Here is a 24,276-nt window from a genome sequence, read left to right as displayed (position 1 = left end):
GCGGTCAACAGGTTGGCGTCCGGGGCTAGCGTCCCGCCCGATCGCTTGGGGCAGGATGGACGTATCACTTAACAAGAGGATGGGAGCATGGACGGTACTTCTGCAAGTCCCCAACAGATGAATGCGCAACAGCGCTCGGCAAAAATCCGCGAAGTGGTGCTCGCCGAGGGCGTGCGGTTGCGCCAACAGCACCCCTGGCTGCTGCATCAGGACGCGTTGGGCGCGGGCATCCTGGCCTTTGCCTTGCTCGGCATGCTCGGTTCGGCGGCGCTCTATATCACCGGTCATATGGCCTGGTGGGCATGTTTGCTGCTCAACGCTTTCCTCGCTTCGCTGACCCACGAGCTGGAACACGACCTGATCCACAGCATGTACTTTCGCAAGCAACGTGTGCCACACAACCTGATGATGGGCCTGGTGTGGCTGGCGCGGCCGAGCACCATCAACCCGTGGATACGCCGGCATTTGCACCTTAACCACCACAAGGTGTCCGGCACCGAAACCGATATGGAAGAGCGCGCCATTACCAATGGCGAGCCGTGGGGGTTCGCGCGGTTGCTGATGGTGGGCGATAACGTGATGTCGGCGTTTATCCGCATGCTGCGGGCCAAGACCTGGAGTCACAAACTCAAGATCCTCAAACGCTCGCTGCTGGTGTACGCACCGCTGGCGCTGCTGCATTGGGGCGCGTGGTATGTGTTCCTGGGCTTTCATGCCGCCAATGGCATCGCCAGCCTGATGGGCGCGCCAATCCAGTGGTCCGCCGGTACCTTGCAGATGATGCAGGTGATTGATATCGCAGCCGTGGTGATCATCGGTCCTAACGTGCTGCGCACCTTTTGCCTGCACTTTGTCAGCTCCAACATGCACTATTACGGCGATGTGGAACTGGGCAACGTGATCCAGCAAACCCAGGTGCTCAACCCGTGGTGGATGTGGCCGTTGCAGGCGTTTTGCTTCAACTTCGGCAGCACTCACGGCATCCACCATTTTGTGGTGAAGGAGCCGTTCTACATCCGTCAGATGACCGCCAAGGTGGCCCACAAGGTGATGCGCGAGATGGGCGTGCGCTTCAATGATATCGGCACGTTTACCCGCGCCAATCGGCTTGAGCGCCAGGAACGGCCGGACGCTGAGCTGGCATTCAGCAAGCAATAAACGCCAGCGGCAGGTCGCGAATCTGTTCGCGCAGCGGCGGCTGATAGTGGCCGTCGCTGATCAGTTCATGCAGCAGCTCTTCGCGCAGTTGGTGGAACTCGAAGCTGCTGCGTTGGCGTGGGTGGGGCAGGGCGATGTCCACCACCTGTTTGATGCGCCCTGGCCGCGGCTCCATCACCACCACGCGGTCGGCGAGGAAAATCGCTTCTTCCACATCGTGGGTCACCAGCACCGTGGTGATTTTGGCGCGGGCGCGAATTGCCAACAGCTCGTCCTGCATCTGCTGGCGGGTCAACGCATCGAGGGCGCCGAACGGCTCGTCGAGCAATAGAATGCGCGGGCTGGCCACCAGGCCACGGGCGATTGCCACACGTTGCGCCATGCCGCCGGACAGCTGATGCGGATAAGCGCGGGTAAAGTCGGTAAGGCCCACCAATTCGATAAAGTCACCGATGCGCCGGTTGCGCTCGGCCTCGCTCAACGGCTCGTTGACCAGGCCCAGGCCGATGTTTTCCGCGACGGTCAGCCAGGGGAATAACCGGTGCTCCTGGAACACGATGCCGCGTTCGCCGCCGATGCCCTTTACGGCATGGCCGTCCACCCGGATCTCGCCACGAAACTGCGTATCCAGCCCCACCAGCAGGCGCAGTAGCGTAGATTTGCCGCAGCCACTGGAACCCACAATCGCCACGAACTCGCCTTCGGCAATGTCCAGGTTGAATTCGCGAATCGCCTCCAGCTCAAAGCCGTCGACGTCAAAGGTCTTGCCCACATGGTTGAAGCTGACGATAGGTGCGTTCATGCGTGTCTCCAGCGCGTGGCGCGGGTTTCGATGCGTTGGCCGATAAGGTTGAGCGTGGCGCCGGTGAGGCCCACCAGCAGCATGCCGCTCATGATCAAATCCATTCGCAGCAGCTGTTGGGCGCCGATCATCAGGCTGCCGATGCCGCCGTTGGATGGCATGAAATATTCCGCGCCGATGGTGCCCAGCCAGGCATAGATCAGGCTCAGGCGCAGGCCGGCGAAGATCCCCGCCGCCGCGCCCGGCAGCACCAGACGGCGCAGGCGCTGGAACAGGTTCAGGCGTAGCACTTGCGCGGCTTCGCGCAGCTGTGGAGACAGGTTCAACACGCTGCGTTGGGTGGCGATAAACAGCGGAAAAAACGCCGCCAGGGCGATAAACACCGACTTGGCCAATTCACCCAGGCCGAACCAGGCGGTGAGTAATGGCACCCAGGCGAAAATCGCGATCTGGCGCAGCGCGGCCAGCGTCGGCCCGAGCACTCGCTCGCTGCGTCGCGACAAACCCAGCCACAAACCCATGGCAAACCCCAGGCTGGCGCCGAGCAACAAGCCTCCCAGCGTGCGGCCGAGGCTTTTGCCCAAGGCGCCGGACAGGCTGCCATCCAGCACACCCGCGCCGGTGGTTTGCAGCACGGCCCATGGGCTGACCAGAATATTCGGGTCCACCCAAGCGAGATCCGTCGCCACCTGCCACAACGCCAGCAAGAGCAGCGGCAACAACCACGGTTGCAGGCGTTGCCACCCCTCATAACGCGGGCCGCGGCGAATCTGCGCAGTGGCCGGGTGCGGCCAGTGCGCCCATTTGCGGTCCAGCCAGCCGATGCCGCGATCCATCACCACGCCCAGCACACCGATGACCACGATGCACACGAAGACAATATCGAGCATGAACAGTTGGCGCGCCCAGACCATCAGGTAGCCGATGCCTTCGCTGGAGGCCAGCAATTCCACGGCCAGCAACGAGGTCCAGCCCGCCGCCAGCGCCAGGCGCACACCGGCCATGAAGGCTGGCAACGCAGCGGGCAGGATCAGCCGACGAATCAGCAGGTGCGTGGGCAGGCGCAGCACGCGGGCGGCTTCACGCAGGTTGGGTTGCGCGTCACGCACACCAACCAGCGTGTGCAGGGTGACGGGCACCACAATCGCCTTCACCAGCACCACCAGTTTCAAGGTCTCGCCGATGCCGAAAAACACCATGAACAATGGGATCCAGGCCAGGGTCGGCACTTGCGACAGCGCGCTGAAGGTGGGGAACACCAGGCGTTCGGCGCGCGCGCTGAAACCTAATAGCGCACCCAATACGGCTCCCGCGCCGATACCGGCCAACAGCCCCCAGAACAAGCGCTGCAAGCTGATCGCCAGGTTGCTCCATAGCTCGCCGCCGGCCAGCTCTACGGCGCTGCTCCACACCAGCGACGGCGCGGGCAAAATTTGTTCGCTCATCCACTGATTACGGCTGGCCAACCACCACAGCGCAAACAGTGCCAGCGGCAACAGCCAGGGCAGCAGACGCTCACCGAGCAAGGGCCAGCGCGGCGCGGGGGCTGAAAGAGGCAGGCTCAACTGTGAAGTGCGGGCCATAGCGGACCTCCCTCGGCGTTATGTGATTTCGATCTTATAAAAATGGAATCAAGATGATTGTGAGATAAGAAAAATCATTTAAAGCCTCTGCCCGGCACGCATCCAATGCATTCGAAGAATATTTTTGATGCTGTTTATGCATACGCCGCTGGAGCCAGCGTTTCTGCTCGCATAGTCTAAAAAGCTATTAAATTGTGAATTTATAGTATTTAAAGTTTTGCTCGGGCTGTGCCTACTTTCTGCTCCCCAGGCGACCGTCGCCCACCAGGAGCTGCGCTTATGAAACTGCCCTTCAAACGTCTGATCAGCCTGTTCGCGGGCACCGCGCTGGCCGGGTTGGTACACGCTGCCGACCTCAAGGAAATCCGCATCGCCGTGCCCGACCTGAGTGCCGGCAGCCAGCACAGCGGCGGCGGTATAACGGATGTGTTGCGCGAGCAGCAGATCTTCGAAAAAGCCTTTGCCGACCAAGGCATCAAGATTCAGTGGAATTACTTCAAGGGCGCAGGTCCCGTGATCAATGAAGCCTTCGCCAATGGCCAGGTGGACCTGGCCTACCTGGGCGATCTGGCGGCGATCATCGGTCGCTCCAATGGGCTGGACACGCGTTTGCTCAGCGCCACGGCACGTGACATCAAGCAGTACCTGGGCGTGGTGCCTGGCTCGGGGATCAAGACCCTGCAAGACCTCAAGGGCAAACGTGTGGCGGTGTTCCGTGGCACGGCCAGCCAGTTGTCGTTCGACAGTGCATTGGCCAGCCAGGGCTTGAATGAAAAGGACTTGAAAGTCATCAACCTGGATTTCAACGCGGCGGGCGCGGCATTGGCCGCCAAACAGATTGATGCGACTTGGGGCGGTTCGAACCTGACGGCGTTGCAGGCCAAAGGGCTGGCGGAAATACCGCTCACCACCAAGGACCTCGGCGGCGCCGGCAGCGTCCAGGCGGTGCTGGTGGGCAGCAAACAGTTTGTCGACGAACACCCTGATGCGGTGGCCAAGCTGCTCAAGGCCCAGCAGCAAGCGGTGCAGTGGTTGACCACCGACAGCAACAAGCAGGCCTACATCGAGTTGGTGTCGGGGCGAGCCAGTTACCCACCGGTGATCCTGACCAACGACTTGAAAGACCAGCAGCTCAGCGAGATTTTCCCGGCGACGCTGGACCCGGTGTTCCTCGGCAAGTTGCAGGGCGCGGTGGACTTGGCGTCCAAGGAGCGCTTGATTCGCAAGTCGTTTCAGGTGAGTGACTGGGTGGCGCCGAACCTGGCGGCGGCGGGGCTCTGAGGTTTTTGGTGGCTGGGATATTGCTATCGCAGGCAAGCCAGCTCCCACAGGGGAATGCATTCCAACTGTGGGAGCTGGCTTGCCTGCGATGAGGCCCGTCAAACCGCCACACTCACCTCCTGCCTGTCGACCTCCACCAATGTCTCGATCATCGCCTTGGCCGCCGGCGACAACCTCGATCCCGTGCGGCTGACAATCCCACAACGCGCGCTCATGGTCTCCATGTTCTGCGGCAGGTTGCGCCAGTGCAGCAGCACCAGCGAACCCTGTGCGATGTCCTCGGCAAAAGCTTCCTCGGTGCCCACGCCGATGGCGTTCGATTGCAGCACGATTTTTACCAGCGCCGGGAAGTGTTCAGTCTGAATGCTGGGTGAAAAATCCATGCGCCCGCTCAGGTTTGCCAGCAGTTTACGAATGCCCTGGGAGATCAGCGGCGAGGCCAGCGGGTAGTCGAACATGTCGTTGGTCGACAGGCTGTCCTTGGCCAGCAACGGGTGGCCTGGGCGGCAGAAAAACACGCCGCGTTTGGGCGTCAATGCGCGGGTCTGGAAGTTCGGGTCGGCCTCGAACTGGCGGATATCGGCGATAAAGAATTCGATCTCTTCGCGGCTCAAGGCGCGGCTGAGTTTTTCCCAGTTATCCACTTGGAAGCTGGTGCGGATTTTCGGGTGCGCGCCGATAAAACGCGCCACCGCGTCCGGCACCAGTTTTACTGCTGGCGCCGGGCCGCAACCAAAGCGCAGGTCGCCGGCGTCGAGCTTGGTCATGCGCGTAACTTCACTGCTCAGCAGCGCAGCGCCGTGTACCAGGGTCAAGGCATGTTGCAGCACCACCTGGCCCTCTGGCGTGGGGCGCAAGTCCTTGTGGCCACGGTCGACCAGCACGCAGCCGAACTCCTGCTCCAGCCCTTGGATGCTGCGGCTGAACGCCGGTTGGGTGATGCCCATGGCGTCGGCTGCGCGCACGAAACTGCGGTGTTCGTTGAGGGCGATGAAGTACCGAAGTTGGCGAAGATCCATATGCTTTCCCGGCATTTGAAAAATAGGTCGAAGGCATTTGCGACCGTGGGAGCTGAGGTTTTAAATGCAAGCTCTTATTCCGTCAACGAAGCATTTATTCATCTGCTAGATCTAAATTGCATATGAATAGAGCGTTGCAGGAAAGCATCCCACCATCAGCAGGCACATGAGGGTCATCACAATGAGCAACGCCGCATTAGCTGTTCAACCCGTCGCCCAGGCGCTCGACATCCACCCGGTGGCTGGCCGCATCGGCGCCGAGATCCGTGGCATCAAACTCTCCGGTGACCTGGATGCCGCCACCGTCGAGGCCATCCAGCACGCACTGGTGCAGTACAAAGTGATCTTTTTCCGCGAGCAAACCCACCTCGATGACCAGAGCCAGGAAGCCTTCGCGCACCTGCTCGGCGAGCCGATCGCACACCCGACAGTGCCGGTGCGCGACGGCACGCGCTTCCTGTTGGAGCTGGACGGTGCCCGTGGCCAGCGCGCCAATTCCTGGCACACCGACGTGACCTTCGTCGACGCCTACCCGAAGGCATCGATCCTGCGGTCGGTACTGGCGCCAAAATCCGGTGGCGACACGGTGTGGGCCAACACGGCCGCCGCCTACAACGACCTCAGCGCCGACCTGCGCGCACTCGCCGACAACCTGTGGGCCGTGCACAGCAACGAGTACGACTACGCCGGGCGCAAGCCGGATGTGTCGCTGGAAAAGCTTGAGGAGTACCGCAAAATCTTTACTTCCACCGTGTATGAAACCGAGCACCCAGTGGTGCGTGTACATCCGGTCAGCGGTGAAAAAACCTTGCTGCTGGGGCACTTCGTCAAACGGCTCAAAGGCTATTCCCAGACCGAATCGGCGCAGCTGTTCAACCTGCTGCAGGGCCACGTCACCCGCCTGGAAAACACCGTGCGCTGGCGCTGGAACACCGGCGACGTGGCGATCTGGGACAACCGCGCCACTCAGCATTACGCGGTGGACGACTACGGCACCCAGGAACGCATCGTGCGTCGAGTGACGCTCAAGGGCGATGTGCCGGTGAGTGTGCAAGGGCAGCGCAGCCAGACCACCAAAGGCCTCTAAGCCAGGTTGGAGATTAAACAATGTGGGAGCTGGCTTGCCTGCGATGCAGGCACCTCGGTGTATGAGTCACACCGAGGCGATGCTATCGCAGCGGTGCGACGATTCGACAAGCCAGCTCCCACATTAGTTTTTTGTGTGTTTACCAGACGCCGATTTTCACTACCTTTTCCGCCTCAGGCTCACCGTACCGGAACCACTGGCCACGCGAATCAACCTCCGCATGGCTGATGGTCGTACGCCGCTTCAACCCACGCAGCCATTCGAACAAATACCCCAAGTGCGTCTCGCGCACGGCCGCATACGCTGGATCGTCGCCCAAATCCTGCACTTCCTGCGGGTCATTTTCCAGGTCAAACAGCTGTGGACGAAAGCCGTCATAGGCCAGGTACTTCCAACGTTCACTGCGCACCATGGTCATGCGGCAGCGGTCGATGGGCTGCGCCAAACGCTCACGGGCTGGGGCCTGGAAGGCATAGTCGTATTCAGCGATGGCGTAGTTGCGCCAGGTGATGGGTTCGCCGTGCAGCAGCGGGATCAGCGAGCGGCCTTCAAGGCGATGGTCTGCGGCCGGCAAGCCCAGGGCATCGAGGAACGTTGGCAGGGCGTCGATGGTTTCCACCAGGCGCTCATCCACCGCGCCACGGCTGATATCGGCACTGGCACGCGGGTCGCGCACGATCAGTGGAATACCCACCGCAGGCTCCAGCAGAAACTCTTTTTCGCCGAGGAAGTGGTCGCCGAGGAAGTCGCCATGGTCACTGGTGAACACGATCAATGTGTCATCCCAGCGGCCGTTGCTTTGCAGAAAATCGAACAGACGCCCGAGTTGATCATCGACTTGTTTGATCAGGCCCATGTAGGTCGGAACCACTGTGAGCCGCACTTCATCACGGGAAAAATTCACGCTTTCCTGATGCTGACGGAAAGCCTGGTAGACCGGATGATCACTGGTTTGCGCAGGCTGAATCGGCGCCTGGATATGCTCGGCGCCATACAGCGCGTGGTACGGCGCCGGAGCGATGTAGGGCCAGTGCGGCTTGATGTAAGACAGGTGCAAACACCACGGCTGCTCGCCTTGTTCAGCGATAAAGTCGATGGCGCGGTCGGTGGTGTAGACGGTTTCCGAATGCTCCTCGGCGACGCGTGCGGGTAGCCCCGCGTTGCGCATATGCCAGCCGCTGAGCACTTCGCCGTTTTCACCGGCTGCAGCGTTGGCCCATTCATGCCACGGGTTTGTGCCGTCGTAGCCGTGCTCGCGCAGGTACTGGGTGTAGGGCGCGGACTCGCGTTTTTCCGCGAACAGCGGGCTGTCGGGGTAGATGCCGTCATGGCGCAAATAAGCGTCGAAACCCACCTCATTGAAGGGCTCGGCCTGCGGGCTTTCAGGGTCGATATTCAGGCGCTGCAAGGCCTCCAGGTTTGGCGTGGCGTGGGTCTTGCCCACCAGCGCGGTGCGGATGCCATGGGGGCGCAGGTAGTCGCCGATGGTCAGCTCTTCCAAGGGCAGCGGCACCGCGTTCCACGCCACCTGATGGCTGCTGACATAGCGCCCGGTGTACGCCGACATCCGCGACGGCCCGCAAATGGTGCCCTGGGTGTAAGCGCGGCTGAAACGCACGCCGGCGGCGGCGAGGCGGTCGATATTCGGCGTGTGCAAATGCGCGTGGCCGTAGCACGACAGGTAATCGCGGCGCAGTTGATCGCACATGATGTAGAGCACGTTGCGCACGGGTTGGGAGTTGGACATGAGGCTTCACCGGACTGAGGACAGGTGAAGGTTTTCGCTGTTCGGGTGGTGGGCTGGCAAGTGCATTTGAGGACTGGGTTTTATGCAGGGAATGCATGGGTGTTGCTACTGGCGCTATCGCAGGCAAGCCAGCTCCCACACTTGAAATGCGTACCCCTGTGGGAGCTGGCTTGACTGCGATAGCGCCCGCTCAAACAGCGAGATTTTCCAAGGCGCACACATCCTCATCCAACTCATCGATTTGCTTGATCTGCTCAATCATCGCCTCTGCCAACGGCGACAACCGATACCCCGCCCGACTGACAATCCCGTAGCGCGTATAGCGCTCCTCCAAGTCCTCCGCCAGCCCATCAATCTTCAAACACACCAACTCACCCCGCGCCATGTGCAGCACATCGCTGTTGGCGCTGACGATGCCGATCGCATCCGAGCGCAGCACCACGCCCATCAGGCTGTAGCCGTTTTCGCATTCCACATTGGGCAGGTAATCCGGCCGGCCGCTGAGGTCGACGATGACCTTGCGCAGGTTCGGCGGGCGAATCGTCACCGCCAGCGGGTAGCTCATCAGCTCGCCGGCGCTGACGCTTTCGCGCTTGGCCAGCGGGTGCCCGGCGCGACAGCAGAAGTACCAGCGCCGCGCACGCAGGCGGTGGGTGTGGTAGTCCGGGTTGGCTTCGAAGTGGCGGGTGTCGGCGACGAAAAATTCGAACTCTTCGCTGAGCAGGCGCTTGCTCAAACTTTGCCAGTCATCCACCTGGAACTGCACGCGGGCCTTGGGGTAGCGCCCGATAAAACTGCCGATGGCACGCGGGATCAACCCGGCAGCGGGTGCCGGGCCGCAGCCGAAGCGCAGTTCACCGGCTTCCAGGCCATTGAACTGGCTGATCTCGTTGGCCAGTTGTTGCGCGCCGCTGACCAGGCGCCGTGCATGTTCGAGCAGCACCTGGCCTTGTTTGGTCGGCGCCAGGTCCTTGCGGCCACGGTCCACCAACTGGCAACCGGCACTGTGTTCCAGCGCCTGGATGCTGCGACTGAACGCCGACTGCGACAGGTTCACGGCCAACGCCGCCGCGACAAAACTGCGTTGTTCGGCAAGGGCAATGAAGTGGCGAAGTTGGCGCAAGTCGATATGCATTTTTCACATCAAAAATATCCGGGAAATGCATTGGCTATGCATTAGGTCGACTCCTTATAAAGGCTATCTCTTATGCAGTAAATGTTCGTAAAAACATAAATAAATAACCTATTGGAATATTGGATGAACAATATTTCCAGGTTTCGGAGCCGCTTATGAGTCTGTTGAAGTCCTTGCCCCTGGCCATGTTGGTGGCCGGCAGCACCAGTTGGTCGCCGACCCAGGCCGCCGAAACACCTGTGCCTGCCGGCAAGGGCGAAAACGCCAGCGGCCAGCTTGAGACCGTCACTGTGACCGCACGGCGGCGTACCGAAAGCGCGCAGGAAGTGCCGACGCCCATGAGCGTCATCGGCGGCCAGGCGCTGGAGAGCCAGCGGGTCTACCGCATTCAGGATTTGCAGCAACTGGTGCCCAGCGTCAACGTCGCTTATATGCATGCGCGTCAGTCCAGCGTGTCGATTCGCGGGTTGGGCAACAACCCGGCCAGCGACGGTCTGGAAGGCAGCGTGGGGCTGTATATCGACAACGTTTATCTTGGGCGGCCGGGCATGGCGGTGTTCGACTTGATGGACATCGAGCAGCTCGAAGTCTTGCGCGGCCCGCAAGGCACCTTGTTCGGCAAGAACACCACGGCGGGCGTGATCAATATCAGCACGCGCGCGCCGAGTTTCACCCCGGAGCGCAGCATCGAAACCTCGTTGGGCGAGGACGGTTATTTCCAGACCAAGGGCACGATTTCCGGCCCGCTCACCGACGAGTTGGCGGGGCGTTTTTCGGCCTATCGCACACGCAGCGATGGCGACATCAAGAACGAATACGACGGCCATGATCTTAACGGCGGCTCACGCCAGGGCTTTCGCGGGCAGTTGCTGTACAAGCCCAGCGACACCTTCAACCTGCGCTGGATCGGCGATTACAACGAAGAAGATTCCAGCGCCGGCACCCGCGTGCTGTACAGCACGGGGCCGACCATCAATGGCACCAACCTCTATCAATCTCGGGCCGCAGCGGCGGGCGCGACCCTGGTGGATGGCACCCATCGCAAGGTCAACCTGGACAACGACCAGCATGTCACCGTGTTCCAGGGCGGCACTTCATTGGAAGCCAACTGGACGTTGCCGAGTGACTTCACCCTGACCTCGGTCAGCTCCTATCGCTGGTGGAATTTCACCCCGCGCAATGACGACGGCCTCAACGTTCCGGCGTCGTATAACGCTGGCGTGTCGGTAGAGGATAAGCAGTGGTCCCAGGAATTCCGCCTGGCCTCGCCCACCGGCGGTTTCTTCGACTATGTGCTGGGCGCCTATTACTTCGGCAACTCGCTGGATAACAAATCCTTCGCCTATTACGGGCCCAAGGCGGATATCTGGAATGGCACGCCGACCGGCGCGCTGAATGATGTGAGCACTGTCGGCAACGGGCATATTCGCACCGACAGCTTTGCCCTGTTCGCCCAAGGCACCTGGCACCTCACGGAACGCCTGGATTTCACCGCCGGTGTGCGCGGCACCTACGAAGAAAAAAGCGCCTGGGTCAGCCGCAATGCACCCGTGGGTGGCGCTGCGGTCACCGGCGCCGCTGCCACGGCGCGGCGCGGGCGCACCGGCGCGTATGACTCCGGCGATCTCAACCAGTACAGCGCTACGCCGTCGGGGCTGCTCAACCTGAGTTATCACTTCAACGATAATTTGTTGGGCTATGCCACGTTGTCCCATGGCGAGAAGTCCGGCGGGGTGAATTTGGTGGTGGGCTCTGCGCCGACGGCTGGGGCAGATTCGCTGCTGGTCGGCACCGAGCGCGCCAATAACGCCGAGCTGGGTTTTAAAAGCACGCTGTGGGACCGCCGCCTGCAACTTAATGCCAACCTGTTCTGGACCCAGGTCAACGGCTACCAGACCAACGCCTACGACCAGGAAAACCGCGTGCAATACCTGACCAACGCAGGTTCGGTGCGCTCACGCGGCGTGGAAGTGGAAAGCACGCTGGTGCCGATCCAAGGCCTGACGTTGAACATTAATGGCTCGTTCAACGATGTGAGTTACCTGTCTTACAAAGATGCGCCGTGCCCACCGGAGGTCAGCTTGCGTCCGGGTGCGCCGGCCTCCTGCGACCTGAGCGGCCACCAAGTGGTGGGCGCGTCCAAGTGGATCGCCAACGCCAACGGCGAGTACAAGTGGAACCTGGATAACGGCTTCGAACCTTACGTGACCGCCAGCTACGCATTCCGCTCCAAAGCGGTGGGCACGGTGGAGGATTCCGACTATGGGCAGATTCCGGCCTACGCGGTGGTCAACCTCTCTACCGGCCTGCGCGGCAACTACCAGCAAGGGCAGTGGGATGTGTCGTTGTGGCTGAAAAACGCCTTCGACAAAACCTACTACACCACCCTGTGGACGGGCGGCAATGGCGGCTACGAAGGCTTGCTGGGCACGCCGCGCACCCTAGGCGTGACTGGGCGCTACGACTTCTGAGCCAATGCGGTAGGTGGCCGGGCTGAACACCCGCGTCACCACCAGCATCGCCAGCACCGTGACCGTCAGCACCACCCAGGCGCTGACGAAGTTGCCGGTGAGTTCACGCAGCCAGCCGGTCAGCCAGGGCGAAACCGCGTTGATCAAAAAACCTACGCCTTGCACGAAAGCCGCCAGTTGCCCGGCTTGGCGCGGGTCGCGGTGGTGGTCCAGGGTCAGCAGCAGGCTCAGGGCGAAACACGCGCCCAGGCCAAACCCGCACAAGGCGACCCACAGGTGCGGGTACTCCAGCGGTGCGAGGATCAGGCCGAGGTAGCCGACTGTCTGTGCCAACAGGCTGATGCCGAGCAGTGGGCGACGGTCGATACCGCGCTGGGCCAGCACCGGCATCAACAGCGCAGCGGTCACCTGGAAGATAGTCATGAACGCCAGCAACGAACCGCTCGGCAACACGCCCCAACCCAGTTGCTGGTAGTAGGCCGGCAGCCACGCCACCATGCTCATGTAGCCGCAATTCACCAGCCCGAAATACAACGCCAACAGCCAGGCTCGACGATTGCGCAGCCCCTTGAATGCAGGCGCGATTTGCAGGTTTCTCGCCGCGCCCAACGGCAGCCAGGCCCACAACAGTAACGCCCCCAGCGCGGGTAACAGCCACACGCCGAGCCCTGCCTGCCATTGCTGAAAATGCGTGGCCACCAGCGGGCTGAGCAACGCTGCCAGCCCGCCGCCAGCCATCAACGAGGCTGAGTACACACCCATCGCCACCGGCACGCGGTGATGAAATTCGCGCTTGATCATTGCCGGCACCAATGCCTGGATCAGCGCCACACCGGCACCGCCCAGCAACGCGGTAACCAGCAGCGCCGACGCCTGGCCCATCAACCAGCGCGCCAGGCACGCCAGCAGAATCATCATCAAGCCAAGGGCAATGCCGCGCCGCTCGCCCAGACGCGCTTCCACGCGCACGCCGACCAGCGCCACCAGGCCCATGCACACCACCGGCAGGCTGGTGAGCAGGGCGCTGCTTTGGAAGCTCAGCCCGGTGGCCTGACGAATCTCGCCGAGCAAGGGGCTGATGGAGCTGAGAATGGGGCGCAGGTTCAGGCCCAGTACAACCAAAAGGCCCCAGCCGGCCAATTTTCCTGCGAATGAATGGTTGAGCGTCATGCACGGCCTATCGTCTGCGCAAAAGAGGCGTGAAGTATGGCGAGCCGCCAGAGTATTCTGAAATTAAATATAACCATGCCAACCAGTGGCAAACGCAATGGTGAAAAACATGTTCGATCCCGTGTTGCTGCGCAGTTTTATCGCCGTGGTGGATTGCGGCAATTTCACTCGCGCTGCCGAGCGCTTGCACCTGACCCAATCCACCGTGAGCCAGCAGATTCGTCGCCTGGAAGACGCCGTGGCATGCCAGTTGCTCGACCGCGATCAACGCCACGTGGTGCCCACCGCCGAGGGCGAGCGTTTGCTGGCCTACGCGCGGCGCATCCTCGCGCTGCATGAGGAGGCCGCCGATGTGTTGATCAACCAGCAAAGCGACGGCGTGTTGCGCCTTGGCGTGCCGGAGGACTTTGCCGCCGAGCGCCTGATGCCGTTGCTGTCGGCCTTCGTGGTGGCCTATCCGCGAGTGCGGCTGGAAGTCACCAGCGGTCTCGGTCCGGAACTGCAGCGGCAATACCGCGCCGGTGAGTTCGACGTGTTGCTGGTCAAGCAGATGGGCGACAGCGATGACTGCGTGGCCTCGTGGCCGGAACCGCTGTGTTGGGTAGACAGCCGCAGCATGCCGTCGATTGGGCGCGACCCGCTGCCCTTGGTGGCGTTTCCGGTGGGCGGCTTGTACCGCAATGAAATGCTTCACCACCTGGAAGTTGGCGGCTGGCGTTGGCGTATCGGCTATTCCAGCGCCAGTTTGGCCAGCGTGTGTTCGGCGGTGGCGGCGGGGTTGGGCATCAGCCTGTTGCCGCGACGGGTGGTGCAGCCTGGGCATGTTGTGCTCGGCGATGACAGTGGTTTGCCGATGGTGCAGGGCGTGCGCCTGGCGCTGTATGGCCGCAGTGGCCTGGGGGCAGCGGGGCAAACGTTGCAGCGGCAATTGCTCGATTTATGCGCCAACAATCCATCTTGAAGCGTTCGACGAATGTTTTTTTGTGGCGAGCCCGCTCGCCACAATCCATGCGTTTACTGAATATTTTTTATGCCTTTAAAGCATTCAAAAACAACCCCTTCGCCACAGGCCACGGCCAACGTGGCTTTGGCGTTTCAGGGTGTTTCGTTTATTCAATTTAGATCTATGTATAACTTTAAAGATTACTTTAAGAGATAAGCGTCTGCCCCCGATGATTCAACCCTCGACGGCCGCCAAGGCAGGCCCGTCGGTTTTTTTGCTTAAGACCGCAGGGGAGTGAATCAATGGGCAATGTCCAGACCGCCGCCAGTGTCCCCGAGGCGCAGTGGCGCCAGGCACCGGGTGGTGAGTTGGTCGACCTTGGCCGGCCGCACCGCGCGCCGTTGGGGCAATTGCGTTTGCAGAAAACCCCGAAGCGTTTTTCGAGCCGTCGTGAAGGGATTCTGCTGGGGTTGCTGGTGTTGGCCTTGCACGGTGCGGTGATTTATTGGGTGAGCCAGAAGCCCACGCCGGTTTTGCCGATTGTGCCGCCGGAAATCCCGCCGATGACGATCGAATTTTCCCAACCCGCGCCGCCGGTGGTGGAGCCGCCTGCGCCTGTACCGCCGCCACCGCCTGTGGTCGAGCCACCACCGCCGGTAGTCGATGAGTTGGCCGCCAAACCAGCGCCGCCCAAACCTGTTCCAAAACCCAAGCCGAAGCCGGTGCCAAAACCTGAACCCAAACCTGTGCCAAAAGCGGTCGAGCAACCGCCTGTGCCACCGAAGCCTGCGCCTCCAGCGCCAGCAGCGCCACCGGCACCTTCACCTGCGCCGGTGACACCTGCTTCGGCCAACGCCGCGTACTTGAAGAACCCGGCGCCGGAGTACCCGTCACTGGCCCAGCGCCGTGGTTGGGAAGGCACCGTGCTGTTGCGCGTGCATGTGTTGGCCAGCGGCAAGCCGGGTGAGGTCCAGGTCCAGAAAAGCAGCGGTCGCCAGCAACTCGACGACGCCGTATTGACCGCCGTGAAGCGTTGGAGCTTCGTGCCGGCCAAGCAGGGCGATGTGGCCCAGGACGGCTGGGTCAGCGTTCCGATCGATTTCAAGATTCACTAACGATTCGGCAGCGGTGTGTTGGACACGCCGCCACCTGCACAGAGGGAAAACATCATGGCATTAGCATCTCCACTTGAATCCATCGAAAGCGCGGTAATCTGGCTGCTGGTGGTCTTTTCGGTCGCCACCTGGGGCCTGGCGTTATTGAAGGGCGTGCAGTTCGGGCGCCTCAAGGCGCAGGATCGCAAGTTTCACAAACAGTTCTGGGCGGCGTCGAGTCTCGATTCCGCCGCTGAGCTGACCGAGACCCAGCCCGGCGCCGCAGCCCGTGTAGCCCAGGCCGGTTATGCCGCGATCCAGGTCGGTGATGCCCAGCACGCGGCAGACTTGAGCCAGGCCATCAATCACCAGGACCGCCTTGAACGTGCCCTGCGCCAGCAGATCGTGCGTGAGCGCCGCTCTTTGGAAACCGGCCTGGCCGTGGTCGCCAGTATTGGCAGCACCTCGCCGTTTATCGGCCTGTTCGGCACCGTCTGGGGCATCATGGAAGCCCTCAAAGGCATCAGCGCTGCCGGCTCGGCCAGCCTGGAAACCGTGGCCGGCCCGATTGGTGCGGCATTGGTCGCTACCGGTGTGGGTATCGCGGTCGCGGTGCCGGCGGTGCTGGTCTACAACTACTTCCTGCGTCGCCTGAAGCTCACGGCGGCGGACCTGGATGACTTCGCTCACGACTTCTACAGCCTGGCGCAGAAGAATTCCTTCCGCGTGCTGCTGCACCCTACGCTGACCAAAAGCGCGGCAGGCACCGCGCAAAAAGTGAAGGAGGCGTCCTGAAATGGCCTTCTCCACGCAAGACAGTGATGAGGTGCTGAGCGAGATCAACGTCACACCGCTGGTGGACGTGATGCTGGTGCTGCTGGTGGTGTTTATCGTCACCGCGCCGTTGTTGACCAACTCGATCCCGATCAACCTGCCCAAGACCCAGGCTGTAGCCCCGGTGGAGCAGAAAGACCCGCTGGTGGTCAGCATCGACGGCGCCGGCAAATTGTTTATCAACAAGGACGAAATCCAGCCCGACCTGCTCGAGTTCAACCTGCAGGCGGCCAAGGCCAAGGACCCGCAAGTGCGGGTGCAACTGCAGGCCGATGATGGTGTGAATTACGGCGAAGTGGCGCGAGCCATGGCGTCTATCGAGCGCGCGGGTATCACCAAGCTGTCGGTGATTACCGCACGTTAAGTTTCAAAAGCCTCGACAATTTTTTGGCCGTCTCCTTGGCAGGGTGCGGCCTTTTTTTTTGCCTGGTATTTACCTGATTTCCACTGTGCAACCCGGTCCATGTGGGAGCTGGCTTGCCTGCGATAGCGGTCTCTCAGTTACAGATGTATCGACTGACCCACCGCTATCGCAGGCAAGCCAGCTCCCACATTTTGATTATCCGTGTGATTGATATTTTGGTTATTAATAAATAGCTTCTTATTCCTTAACGAATATAACCCTCGTCCCTATACTGACCAGCAACGTTAAACGCTGCAGGAGGGCACACCCATGCACAGCGAGTCGATTCGTTATCTGATCGTGCCGGGCTGGCAAGGATCGCCAGAAGATCATTGGCAAAGTCATTGGCAGAACAGCCTGCCCAACAGTGCGCGTGTGGAGCAGGCCGATTGGCTTACCCCGCGTCGCGAAGACTGGGTGGCGGCACTGGCGGAGGCCATCGCCGCCGACAGCACGCCGGTGATTCTCATTGCCCATAGCCTGGGTTGCATCACGGTCGCCCACTGGGCGGCCACCGCGCCGGTGCATTTTCTACGCCAGGTGCGCGGCGCCTTGCTGGTGGCGCCGGCGGATGTCGAACGCCCCGCCTGTGCCCCCGCCCTGCGTAACTTTGCACCGATTCCCACGCACCTGTTGCCGTTTCCCAGCCAAGTGGTCAGCTCCGACAACGATAGCGCCGTCAGCGCCACTCGCGCTTTGGAGCTGGCACGCAACTGGGGCGCCGAGGCCGGCATTTTGTCCGGTGCCGGGCATATCAATGTGAAGTCCGGCCACCAACGCTGGGAACAGGGTTTCGCCTACCTCTATCGCCTGCAAAACCGCCTTGAGCATCACGCCCGGCGCCGTGCATAAATTTTTTCAACGCCCCGTCCCTGAGCGGATTTGGGGCGGGAGCCTGCCATGAGTCATGACACCTTTGGCCAGCCGTTGCTGACCTTTCCCGATGCTGAAAAAAGCCCGCTGAGCATCCGCGCCAAGGCGCTGGTGTTTGTCGACCCGCGTTCCCGCCAGCTGCGTGAAGAGCTGGAAAGCCTCGCACCGCGTGCATTGCCGGTGTTGATTCGCGGTGAGACCGGCAGCGGTAAAGAGCTGCTCGCGCGACATATTCACCGGGGCAGCGACCGCACGGGTTTGTTTGTGTCGGTCAATTGCGGCGCCATCAGCCCGACTTATGCCGATGCTGAATTGTTCGGCTATGCCGCTGGCAGCCACAGCGGCGCGGCCAGCAGCCGCGCCGGGTGGTTTGGTTCGGCCAATGGCGGCACCTTGTACCTGGACGAGATCGGCGACTTGCCGCTGCCGATCCAGGTGAAACTGCTCGCTGCCCTGGAAAACCACGAAGTCACCCGTGTCGGCGCTCATCAGCCAAGCCCGGTGGATGTGCGGCTGGTCGCAGCCACCAGTATCGACCTGGCCCAGGCCGTGGCCGCCGGAAAGTTTCATGAACGCCTGTTCCATTACCTGAGCGAAGGCCAGTTGGACCTGCCGGCTCTGCGTGAGCGGGTGGGCGACATTTTGTCCCTGGCTGAATATTTCCTCGGCATCTACAGCCAGCGCCTCGACCTGCCGGTGCCACTGATCAGTGACGCCGCCCAGCGTGTGCTGGAGCATCACAGCTGGCCGGGCAATACCCGTGAGCTGGAAAACGTTATTCACTTTGCGCTCTTGGTAAGCAGTGGCGATGAGATTTTACCCGAGCATTTGAACCTGCCCGCCGCCGGTTCGCCGTTGGAACAACTGCAGCGCATCTTCGCGAGTGCCAGCGCCGCCGAACAGCAAAGCTTGCTCAGCTTTCTAAATGAACAGCCGCTACATGAACAAAATGGAATATCAACGTGAATAAAAGATATTGTTCGGGAATAAAAAATCTAGGTATTGTCCATCCCACGCCGCGATAGCACTTCGCTGGCACACCATAAAAAACGGTCGTCAGAGACGCCCCGGAATTTCGATAAGGACACTGCATGAAAAAGGTTCTGTTGTTTACCGCACTGGCGGCTGCCCTGACTGCAAGCTTCGCCCAGGCCAACGAGAAACTGGTGGTAGCGGCTACCCCGATCCCGCACGCGGAGATCCTTGAGCTGGTCAAGCCGACCCTGGCTAAAGAAGGCGTGGACCTGGAAATCAAAGTCTTCACTGACTATGTGCAACCCAATACCCAGGTTGCCGAGAAGCGTCTGGATGCCAACTACTTCCAGACCCTGCCGTACCTGGAAAACTTCAACAAGGGCAAGGGCACCAACCTGGTCACCGTGATTGGTGTGCACGTTGAGCCCATCGGCGGTTACTCGAAAAAGATCAAGAACATTTCTGAACTCAAAGATGGCGCCACCGTGGCCATCCCTAACGAAGGCTCCAACGCTGGCCGCGCCCTGTTGCTGCTGCAAAAGAACGGTCTGATTACGCTAAAAGACCCGACCAATGCACTGGCTACGCCGAAAGACATCGCCAGCAACCCGAAAAACCTGAAATTCAAAGAGCTGGAATCGGCGCTGCTGCCACGCGTGCTGGACCAGGTTGACCTGGATGTGATCAACACCAACTACGCCCTGGAAGCTGGCCTGAACCCAGCCAAAGACGCGCTGATCATCGAAGACGCCAAGTCGCCGTACGTGAACTTCCTGGTGGCGCGCCCGGACAACAAGGACAGCGACGCCATCCAGAAACTGGCCAAGGCCCTGACCAGCCCGCAAGTCAAAGCCTTCATCGAGAAGAAGTACAACGGCGCGGTAGTGCCTGCGTTCTGATGTAAACCAAACCCCCTTCAAGGTTTGAACGCCGACGGCTACTGCAGCGTCGGCGTTTTTTTATGCCTGAAACAAAATCAAACCCTGTGGGAGCTGGCTTGCCTGCGATTGATCGTTCCCACGCTCCGCGTGGGAATGCCTCCTGTGACGCTCCGCGTCACGAGCGGACGCAGAGCGTCCTGTGCTGCATTCCCACGCAGAGCGTGGGAACGATCAGCGTTTCAGATATCGCGGCTATTGATCGCCCGACGCAACGCCACCAGCCACTTCACCAGTTCCTGCGGATCAATCGGTTTCGCTTCGTTCATTATTCATTCCCTCGAAACACAGACCCATCAACCATAGCCGCAGCCCGCCAAACCCGCGAATCCGCGGGTTATCTTTTTGGGTGATATCAATATGCTATTTGGGTATTTAAATTTTACTTTTTATGCCTTTAAAGTTCGCGCTACCCGGCGTTACCCATGCCGGAACGGACAGCGCCCGCCGCATTACCCCTGCGGCGTCATGGACTCAAGATGACCTTCGATTTTGCTTTTATCCTCAGCACCTTGCCGGCGTTTCTCAAAGCCGTGGGGGTCACGCTGCAAGTGGGTTTGATCGCCATTGCCACCTCCCTGCTGGTGGCGCTGATCAACGCCGCACTGCTGGTGTTTCGCACGCCCTACCTGTCGCGCCTGGTGGCGCTGTATGTGGAGCTGGCGCGTAATACACCGCTGCTGATCCAACTGTTTTTCGTGTACTTCGCACTGCCGGCCCTGGGCTTCAATATCTCCGGGTTCTGGGCGGCGATCATCACCATGACCTTCCTCGGCGGCGCCTACCTCACCGAAGTGCTGCGCGCCGGCGTGGAAGCGGTGCCGCTGGCGCAGATCGAGTCGGGCAAGTCCATCGGCCTGTCGGACTGGCAATTGCTGCGTCATGTGATCCTGCCCCAGGCCAGTATCCTCAGCCTGCCGGCGCTGTTTGCCAATTTCATCTTTTTGCTCAAAGAGACCACCGTGGTGTCCGCCGTGGCGGTGCCGGAGATTCTCTACACCACCAAGAGCTACATCGCGCTCTACTACAAGACCTACGAAATGCTCGCCGTGCTGACGCTGATTTGCGTGTTGCTGTTCTTGCCGCTGTCGCTGCTGCTCAGCCGCCTGGAAAGGAGGCTCCAGCATGGCCAGTTCGGGTCTTGAGTTGTTGTGGGTGTCGTTGCCGCAATTGGGCAAGGGCGCGGCGCAAACCCTGTCGATTTCATTTTTGAGCATCGCCTTCAGCACTGTCGGCGGCGTGTTGTATGGCGTATTGCGCACCTTGAATAACAAGGTGATTAACGCGGTGCTGCGGGTTTATCTCGAGCTGTTTCGCGCGATCCCGGTGCTGGTGTGGTTGTACCTGCTGTTTTTCGGGCTGCCGATTTTCTTTGGCCTGAGCATTCCAAGCTTCTGGTGCGCGGTGCTGGTGCTGTCGCTATGGGGCGCCAGCGAGGTGGGCGAAGTGGTGCGTGGCGCGCTGCATTCGCTGCCACGCGGCCAGCGCGAGGCGGGGTTGTCGATTGGTTTATCCGACCCGCAACTGTACGGCTACGTACTGCTGCCCCAAGCCCTCAAACGCATGACGCCGCCGACCATCAACGTCTATACGCGCATCATCAAGACCAGCTCGCTGGCGGTGCTGATCGGCGTGGTGGATGTGATCAAGGTCGGCCAGCAAATCATCGAGCGCACCTACGAGTCGGTATTGATCTACGGCGTGCTGTTCCTGTTTTTCTTGTTTATCTGCTACCCGTTGTCGGCCGCCTCCAAGGTGCTGGAACGGCGCTGGGGCCAGGCATGAGCGCATTGATCAAGTTCCAGGGTTTCAACAAATTCTTCGGCGAGGCGCAGGTGCTCAAGGGCATCGACCTGAGCGTGCAGAGTGGCGAAGTGGTGGTGATCCTCGGCCCCAGTGGCTGCGGCAAAAGCACGTTGCTGCGTTGCCTTAACGGCTTGGAGGTCGCCCACAGTGGCAGCCTGCGTTTTGCCGGCAAGGAGCTATTGGACAAACACACCGACTGGCGCCAGGTGCGTCAGGACGTAGGCATGGTGTTCCAGAGCTACCACCTGTTCCCGCACATGAGCGTGCTCGACAATATCCTGCTCGGCCCGCTGAAGGTGCAAAAGCGCGACCCGCGTGAAGCCCGTGAGCAAGCAGAGAACCTGCTGGAGCGTGTGGGACTCGCCGACAAGCGCGACGCCTTCCCGCGACAGCTCTCCGGCGGCCAGCAGCAACGCATCGCCATCGTCCGTTCGCTGTGCATGAACCCGCAGGTCATGCTGTTTGATGAAGTCACCGCCGCCCTCGACCCGGAGATGGTCAAGGAAGTGCTGGAAGTGATTCAAGGCCTGGCCCGCGATGGCATGACCCTGTTGATTGTCACCCATGAAATGGCCTTCGCCCGCGCCGTCGCCGACCGCGTGGTGTTCATGGAGGCCGGTCGCATCCTCGAGCACAACACCCCCGAGGCATTCTTTACGAACCCGCAAACCGCACGCGCGCAGCAGTTCCTGGAGAAGTTCTCCTTTGTTTCAACACTGCCCAAAAAGACCAAGGAATTGGAGCTGATATGAAAAAACTACTGCTGCCACTGTTTGCCGTCGCCTTACTGGCCGGCTGCGATAAAAAGGCCGAAGAGCCTGCCAAACCCGTCGCTGCTGCCAGCTACATCGACAGGATCAAAGCGCGGGACAAGCTGATCGTCGGCGTGTTTACCGACAAACCACCGTTTGGTTTCGTCAACGAAGCGGGCCGCTATGTGGGGTTTGATACCGACATTGGCCGCCAATTCGCCAAGGACCTGTTGGGCGATGAAAACAAGGTTGAGTTCGTAGCCGTCGAGCCGGCCAGCCGTATTCCGTTCCTGCAAAGCGACAAGGTCGACCTGATCCTCGCCAACATGACCGTGACGCCGGAGCGCAAGGAAGCGGTGGACTTTACCAACCCCAACTTGAAGGTCGCTGTGCAGGCGCTGGTGCCGAATGACAGCGCGGTGAAAAGCCTGGATGACCTGGCGACCCGCACCATCATCGTCACCACCGGCACCACCGCCGATATCTGGCTGACCAAGAACCACCCGGACTGGAAACTGCTCAAGTTCGAGAAAAACTCCGAGTCACTGCAAGCCCTGTCGGCCGGGCGTGGCGATGCCTACGCGCAAGACAACCTGGTGCTGTTCAGCTGGGCCAAGCAGAACCCTGGCTACCGCGTGCTGGAAGAGAAACTCGGCGATGAAGCGCCGATTGCACCGGCGGTGAAGAAGGGCAATATCGAACTGCGCGACTGGGTGAACGCGGAGCTGGCGAAGTTGGGTGAGGAGAAGTTTTTGCTCAAGCTGTATGACCAGTATGTGCGTAAAGAACTGAGCGATGACACCAAGCCTGAGAGTGTGATTGTTGAAGGCGGGAAGTGGCAGGGCTGATATAGCTATCGCAGGCAAGCCAGCTCCCACATTTTGATGTGTGAATATCTTCAAATGTGGGAGCGGGCTTGCCCGCGATGAGGCCGGCCCAGTCATCTCTTATTCCGGCCAATGCCAGGCCGGTGCATCCAGAATTCCCTGGCCGACAATCTGGGTCTGCCCCAGCACCTTCTCCAGCACGATCGAATTGCATTCTTCATCTTGCTGCAACGCCGCGATCAAGCGGCTGGCATGCGACACCACCCACACCTGGCACTGCTTCGAGGCCTGGATAATCAAACGCGCCAACGCCGGCAATAAATCGGGGTGCAGGCTGGTTTCCGGTTCGTTCAGTACCATCATGGTCGGCGGCCGTGGCGTCAGCAGTGCCGCGATCAGCAGCAGGTAGCGCAAGGTGCCGTCTGACAACTCCGCTGCCGACAATGGCCGCAGCAAACCTTCCTGATAAAACTCAATTGCAAAACGCCCACCTTGCAACGGCTCGATATTCAGCCGTGCGCCGGGGAAGGCATCACTGACTGCGCGCTGCAACGCCTCGGGGTCGCCGATTTCGCGGATGGTCTGCAATGCCGCAGCCAAGTCGCGCCCATCGTGATGCAGTACCGGTGTGCGCGTGCCCAGTTGCGGCTGGCGCACGGGGGCATCCACATCACTGCGAAAATGATCATAAAAGCGCCAGCCACGAATGCTTTCGCGCAGCAGCAACACTTCCGGCGAGCCGCGCAGGCTGCCGACCTGATCAAACAGGCTGTGGTAGTTGGGTGTGTGCTGGGCCAATACGTCCCAGGCGCGGCCATCGCGTGCGCGCACCATCGGCCCGGACCGCTGCACCAGCAGGCTGGCCGGGCGGTAGATGTGACCGGCCCAGATGCATTCTTTCTTTACCTCCGGGTCCAGTTGGAACGCGGACAGGGTCTTTTCCGGCAACCCAAGGGAGATTGCGTAGCTGAAGTCCTCAGCGGCAAACCCCAGGCGCAGGCGTTTGACGCCCTGGCGCACGGTCGGCTCAACCGCCACCTCGCCATTGCGCATGCGTCGGCTGACGTTCTCGGGCCCGGCCCAGAAGGTCGAATCCAGCCCGCCTTCACGCGCCAATGCATTGATCACCCCGCCTTGGGCGGTTTCGGCCAGCAAGCGTAAAGCGCGGTACAGGTTGGACTTGCCGCTGCCATTGGGGCCGGTGACCAGGTTCAGCCGGGCCAGCGGCACCACCAGTTTATTGATCGAGCGGTAGTTGGCCACCGCGAGGGTTTTGAGCATGTGTATTTAGCCGGCGTGGGAACCCTTGGAGTATGGGATGCTCAATGCAGATAAGGAACCCTGATCTAAGCTCACAGTCGCATACTCACTGTCACAT

Annotated in this window: 22 protein-coding genes; 15 read left to right on the top strand and 7 right to left on the bottom strand. The window is 60.7% G+C overall.

Going from position 1 to position 24,276, the window contains the following annotated elements; all coding sequences use genetic code 11:
* Nucleotides 1–87: 87 nt before the first annotated feature.
* Nucleotides 88–1,158 carry a fatty acid desaturase gene (locus tag HBO41_RS14425; protein ID WP_026013676.1) on the top strand — a complete coding sequence of 357 codons (1,071 nt, stop codon included), beginning with the start codon at nt 88–90 and terminating at the stop codon, nt 1,156–1,158.
* Here HBO41_RS14425 and HBO41_RS14420 read toward each other — a convergent pair.
* Together HBO41_RS14420 and HBO41_RS14415 are read right to left on the bottom strand one after the other, a co-directional pair.
* Nucleotides 1,145–1,960, bottom strand: a complete 816-nt coding sequence (locus tag HBO41_RS14420) for an ABC transporter ATP-binding protein (protein ID WP_017136703.1) — start codon at nt 1,958–1,960, stop codon at nt 1,145–1,147. The two genes, HBO41_RS14425 and HBO41_RS14420, sit on opposite strands and share 14 nt — an antisense overlap.
* Entirely contained in the window at nt 1,957–3,543 is a 1,587-nt protein-coding gene (locus HBO41_RS14415) for an ABC transporter permease (RefSeq protein ID WP_138451199.1), read from the bottom strand. The genes HBO41_RS14420 and HBO41_RS14415 overlap by 4 nt, the downstream gene beginning before the upstream one ends.
* Before the next feature lie 279 nt (nt 3,544–3,822).
* Between HBO41_RS14415 and HBO41_RS14410 the strand changes: the two genes are divergently transcribed.
* Nucleotides 3,823–4,824: an ABC transporter substrate-binding protein gene (locus tag HBO41_RS14410; protein WP_169986703.1), complete on the top strand. Its 1,002-nt coding sequence runs from the start codon at nt 3,823–3,825 to the stop codon at nt 4,822–4,824.
* Nucleotides 4,825–4,922: 98 nt separating this feature from the next.
* Here HBO41_RS14410 and HBO41_RS14405 read toward each other — a convergent pair whose 3' ends face one another.
* Nucleotides 4,923–5,843, bottom strand: a complete 921-nt coding sequence (locus tag HBO41_RS14405; protein WP_017136706.1) for a LysR family transcriptional regulator — start codon at nt 5,841–5,843, stop codon at nt 4,923–4,925.
* A gap of 181 nt (nt 5,844–6,024) precedes the next feature.
* On the opposite strand from HBO41_RS14405, the gene HBO41_RS14400 reads away from it, so the two are divergent.
* Nucleotides 6,025–6,930: a TauD/TfdA family dioxygenase gene (locus HBO41_RS14400; protein ID WP_017136707.1), complete on the top strand. Its 906-nt coding sequence runs from the start codon at nt 6,025–6,027 to the stop codon at nt 6,928–6,930.
* Between the two features lie 139 nt (nt 6,931–7,069).
* Here the strand turns inward: HBO41_RS14400 and HBO41_RS14395 are convergent, their stop codons facing one another.
* Together HBO41_RS14395 and HBO41_RS14390 are read right to left on the bottom strand one after the other, a co-directional pair.
* A complete protein-coding gene (locus HBO41_RS14395; RefSeq protein ID WP_169986701.1) occupies nt 7,070–8,677 on the bottom strand; it encodes an alkaline phosphatase family protein in 1,608 nt (535 codons plus the stop codon).
* A gap of 190 nt (nt 8,678–8,867) precedes the next feature.
* The gene (locus HBO41_RS14390; protein WP_169986699.1) at nt 8,868–9,812 is read right to left on the bottom strand and encodes a LysR family transcriptional regulator; all 945 of its coding nucleotides are present in this window, start codon (nt 9,810–9,812) and stop codon (nt 8,868–8,870) included.
* Nucleotides 9,813–9,967: 155 nt separating this feature from the next.
* Between HBO41_RS14390 and HBO41_RS14385 the strand changes: the two genes are divergently transcribed.
* On the top strand, nt 9,968–12,283 hold the full coding sequence (locus tag HBO41_RS14385) for a TonB-dependent receptor (protein ID WP_169986697.1): 2,316 nt from the start codon (nt 9,968–9,970) through the stop codon (nt 12,281–12,283).
* Here HBO41_RS14385 and HBO41_RS14380 read toward each other — a convergent pair.
* The gene (locus HBO41_RS14380; protein ID WP_169986695.1) at nt 12,254–13,453 is read right to left on the bottom strand and encodes a CynX/NimT family MFS transporter; all 1,200 of its coding nucleotides are present in this window, start codon (nt 13,451–13,453) and stop codon (nt 12,254–12,256) included. The genes HBO41_RS14385 and HBO41_RS14380 overlap by 30 nt on opposite strands.
* 109 nt (nt 13,454–13,562) lie before the next feature.
* Here HBO41_RS14380 and HBO41_RS14375 point away from each other — a divergent pair, with 109 nt between their 5' ends.
* From HBO41_RS14375 to HBO41_RS14325, 11 genes are all read left to right on the top strand, one after another.
* Nucleotides 13,563–14,414, top strand: a complete 852-nt coding sequence (locus HBO41_RS14375; RefSeq protein ID WP_169986693.1) for a LysR family transcriptional regulator — start codon at nt 13,563–13,565, stop codon at nt 14,412–14,414.
* Nucleotides 14,415–14,698: 284 nt separating this feature from the next.
* The gene (locus HBO41_RS14370; protein ID WP_169986691.1) at nt 14,699–15,511 is read left to right on the top strand and encodes an energy transducer TonB; all 813 of its coding nucleotides are present in this window, start codon (nt 14,699–14,701) and stop codon (nt 15,509–15,511) included.
* A gap of 51 nt (nt 15,512–15,562) precedes the next feature.
* Complete coding sequence (locus HBO41_RS14365; RefSeq protein ID WP_169986758.1) at nt 15,563–16,285, top strand: MotA/TolQ/ExbB proton channel family protein; 723 nt, start codon at nt 15,563–15,565, stop codon at nt 16,283–16,285.
* A 1-nt stretch (nt 16,286) separates the two neighbouring features.
* The gene (locus tag HBO41_RS14360; RefSeq protein WP_169986689.1) at nt 16,287–16,688 is read left to right on the top strand and encodes a biopolymer transporter ExbD; all 402 of its coding nucleotides are present in this window, start codon (nt 16,287–16,289) and stop codon (nt 16,686–16,688) included.
* A 309-nt stretch (nt 16,689–16,997) separates the two neighbouring features.
* The gene (locus HBO41_RS14355) at nt 16,998–17,579 is read left to right on the top strand and encodes an alpha/beta hydrolase (RefSeq protein WP_058422586.1); all 582 of its coding nucleotides are present in this window, start codon (nt 16,998–17,000) and stop codon (nt 17,577–17,579) included.
* 48 nt (nt 17,580–17,627) lie between these two features.
* On the top strand, nt 17,628–18,566 hold the full coding sequence (locus tag HBO41_RS14350) for a sigma 54-interacting transcriptional regulator (protein WP_017135751.1): 939 nt from the start codon (nt 17,628–17,630) through the stop codon (nt 18,564–18,566).
* A gap of 125 nt (nt 18,567–18,691) precedes the next feature.
* The gene (locus tag HBO41_RS14345) at nt 18,692–19,474 is read left to right on the top strand and encodes a MetQ/NlpA family ABC transporter substrate-binding protein (protein ID WP_017135750.1); all 783 of its coding nucleotides are present in this window, start codon (nt 18,692–18,694) and stop codon (nt 19,472–19,474) included.
* Between the two features lie 518 nt (nt 19,475–19,992).
* The gene (locus HBO41_RS14340) at nt 19,993–20,658 is read left to right on the top strand and encodes an amino acid ABC transporter permease (RefSeq protein WP_017135749.1); all 666 of its coding nucleotides are present in this window, start codon (nt 19,993–19,995) and stop codon (nt 20,656–20,658) included.
* Entirely contained in the window at nt 20,639–21,298 is a 660-nt protein-coding gene (locus HBO41_RS14335; protein WP_138452523.1) for an amino acid ABC transporter permease, read from the top strand. The genes HBO41_RS14340 and HBO41_RS14335 overlap by 20 nt, the downstream gene beginning before the upstream one ends.
* Nucleotides 21,295–22,071 (top strand): amino acid ABC transporter ATP-binding protein, encoded by a 777-nt coding sequence (locus tag HBO41_RS14330; protein ID WP_169986687.1) that lies wholly within the window; start codon nt 21,295–21,297, stop codon nt 22,069–22,071. The genes HBO41_RS14335 and HBO41_RS14330 overlap by 4 nt, the downstream gene beginning before the upstream one ends.
* Nucleotides 22,068–22,919, top strand: a complete 852-nt coding sequence (locus HBO41_RS14325) for a transporter substrate-binding domain-containing protein (RefSeq protein WP_099549536.1) — start codon at nt 22,068–22,070, stop codon at nt 22,917–22,919. The genes HBO41_RS14330 and HBO41_RS14325 overlap by 4 nt, the downstream gene beginning before the upstream one ends.
* A 99-nt stretch (nt 22,920–23,018) precedes the next feature.
* Here HBO41_RS14325 and HBO41_RS14320 read toward each other — a convergent pair whose 3' ends face one another.
* Entirely contained in the window at nt 23,019–24,179 is a 1,161-nt protein-coding gene (locus HBO41_RS14320) for an AAA family ATPase (RefSeq protein WP_099549535.1), read from the bottom strand.
* Nucleotides 24,180–24,276: the final 97 nt, after the last annotated feature.

This window comes from Pseudomonas sp. WS 5146, from assembly GCF_012985495.1.
In the GTDB taxonomy this organism is placed as follows: domain Bacteria; phylum Pseudomonadota; class Gammaproteobacteria; order Pseudomonadales; family Pseudomonadaceae; genus Aquipseudomonas; species Aquipseudomonas edaphica.
This window is presented reverse-complemented; position numbering and strand designations above follow the sequence as displayed.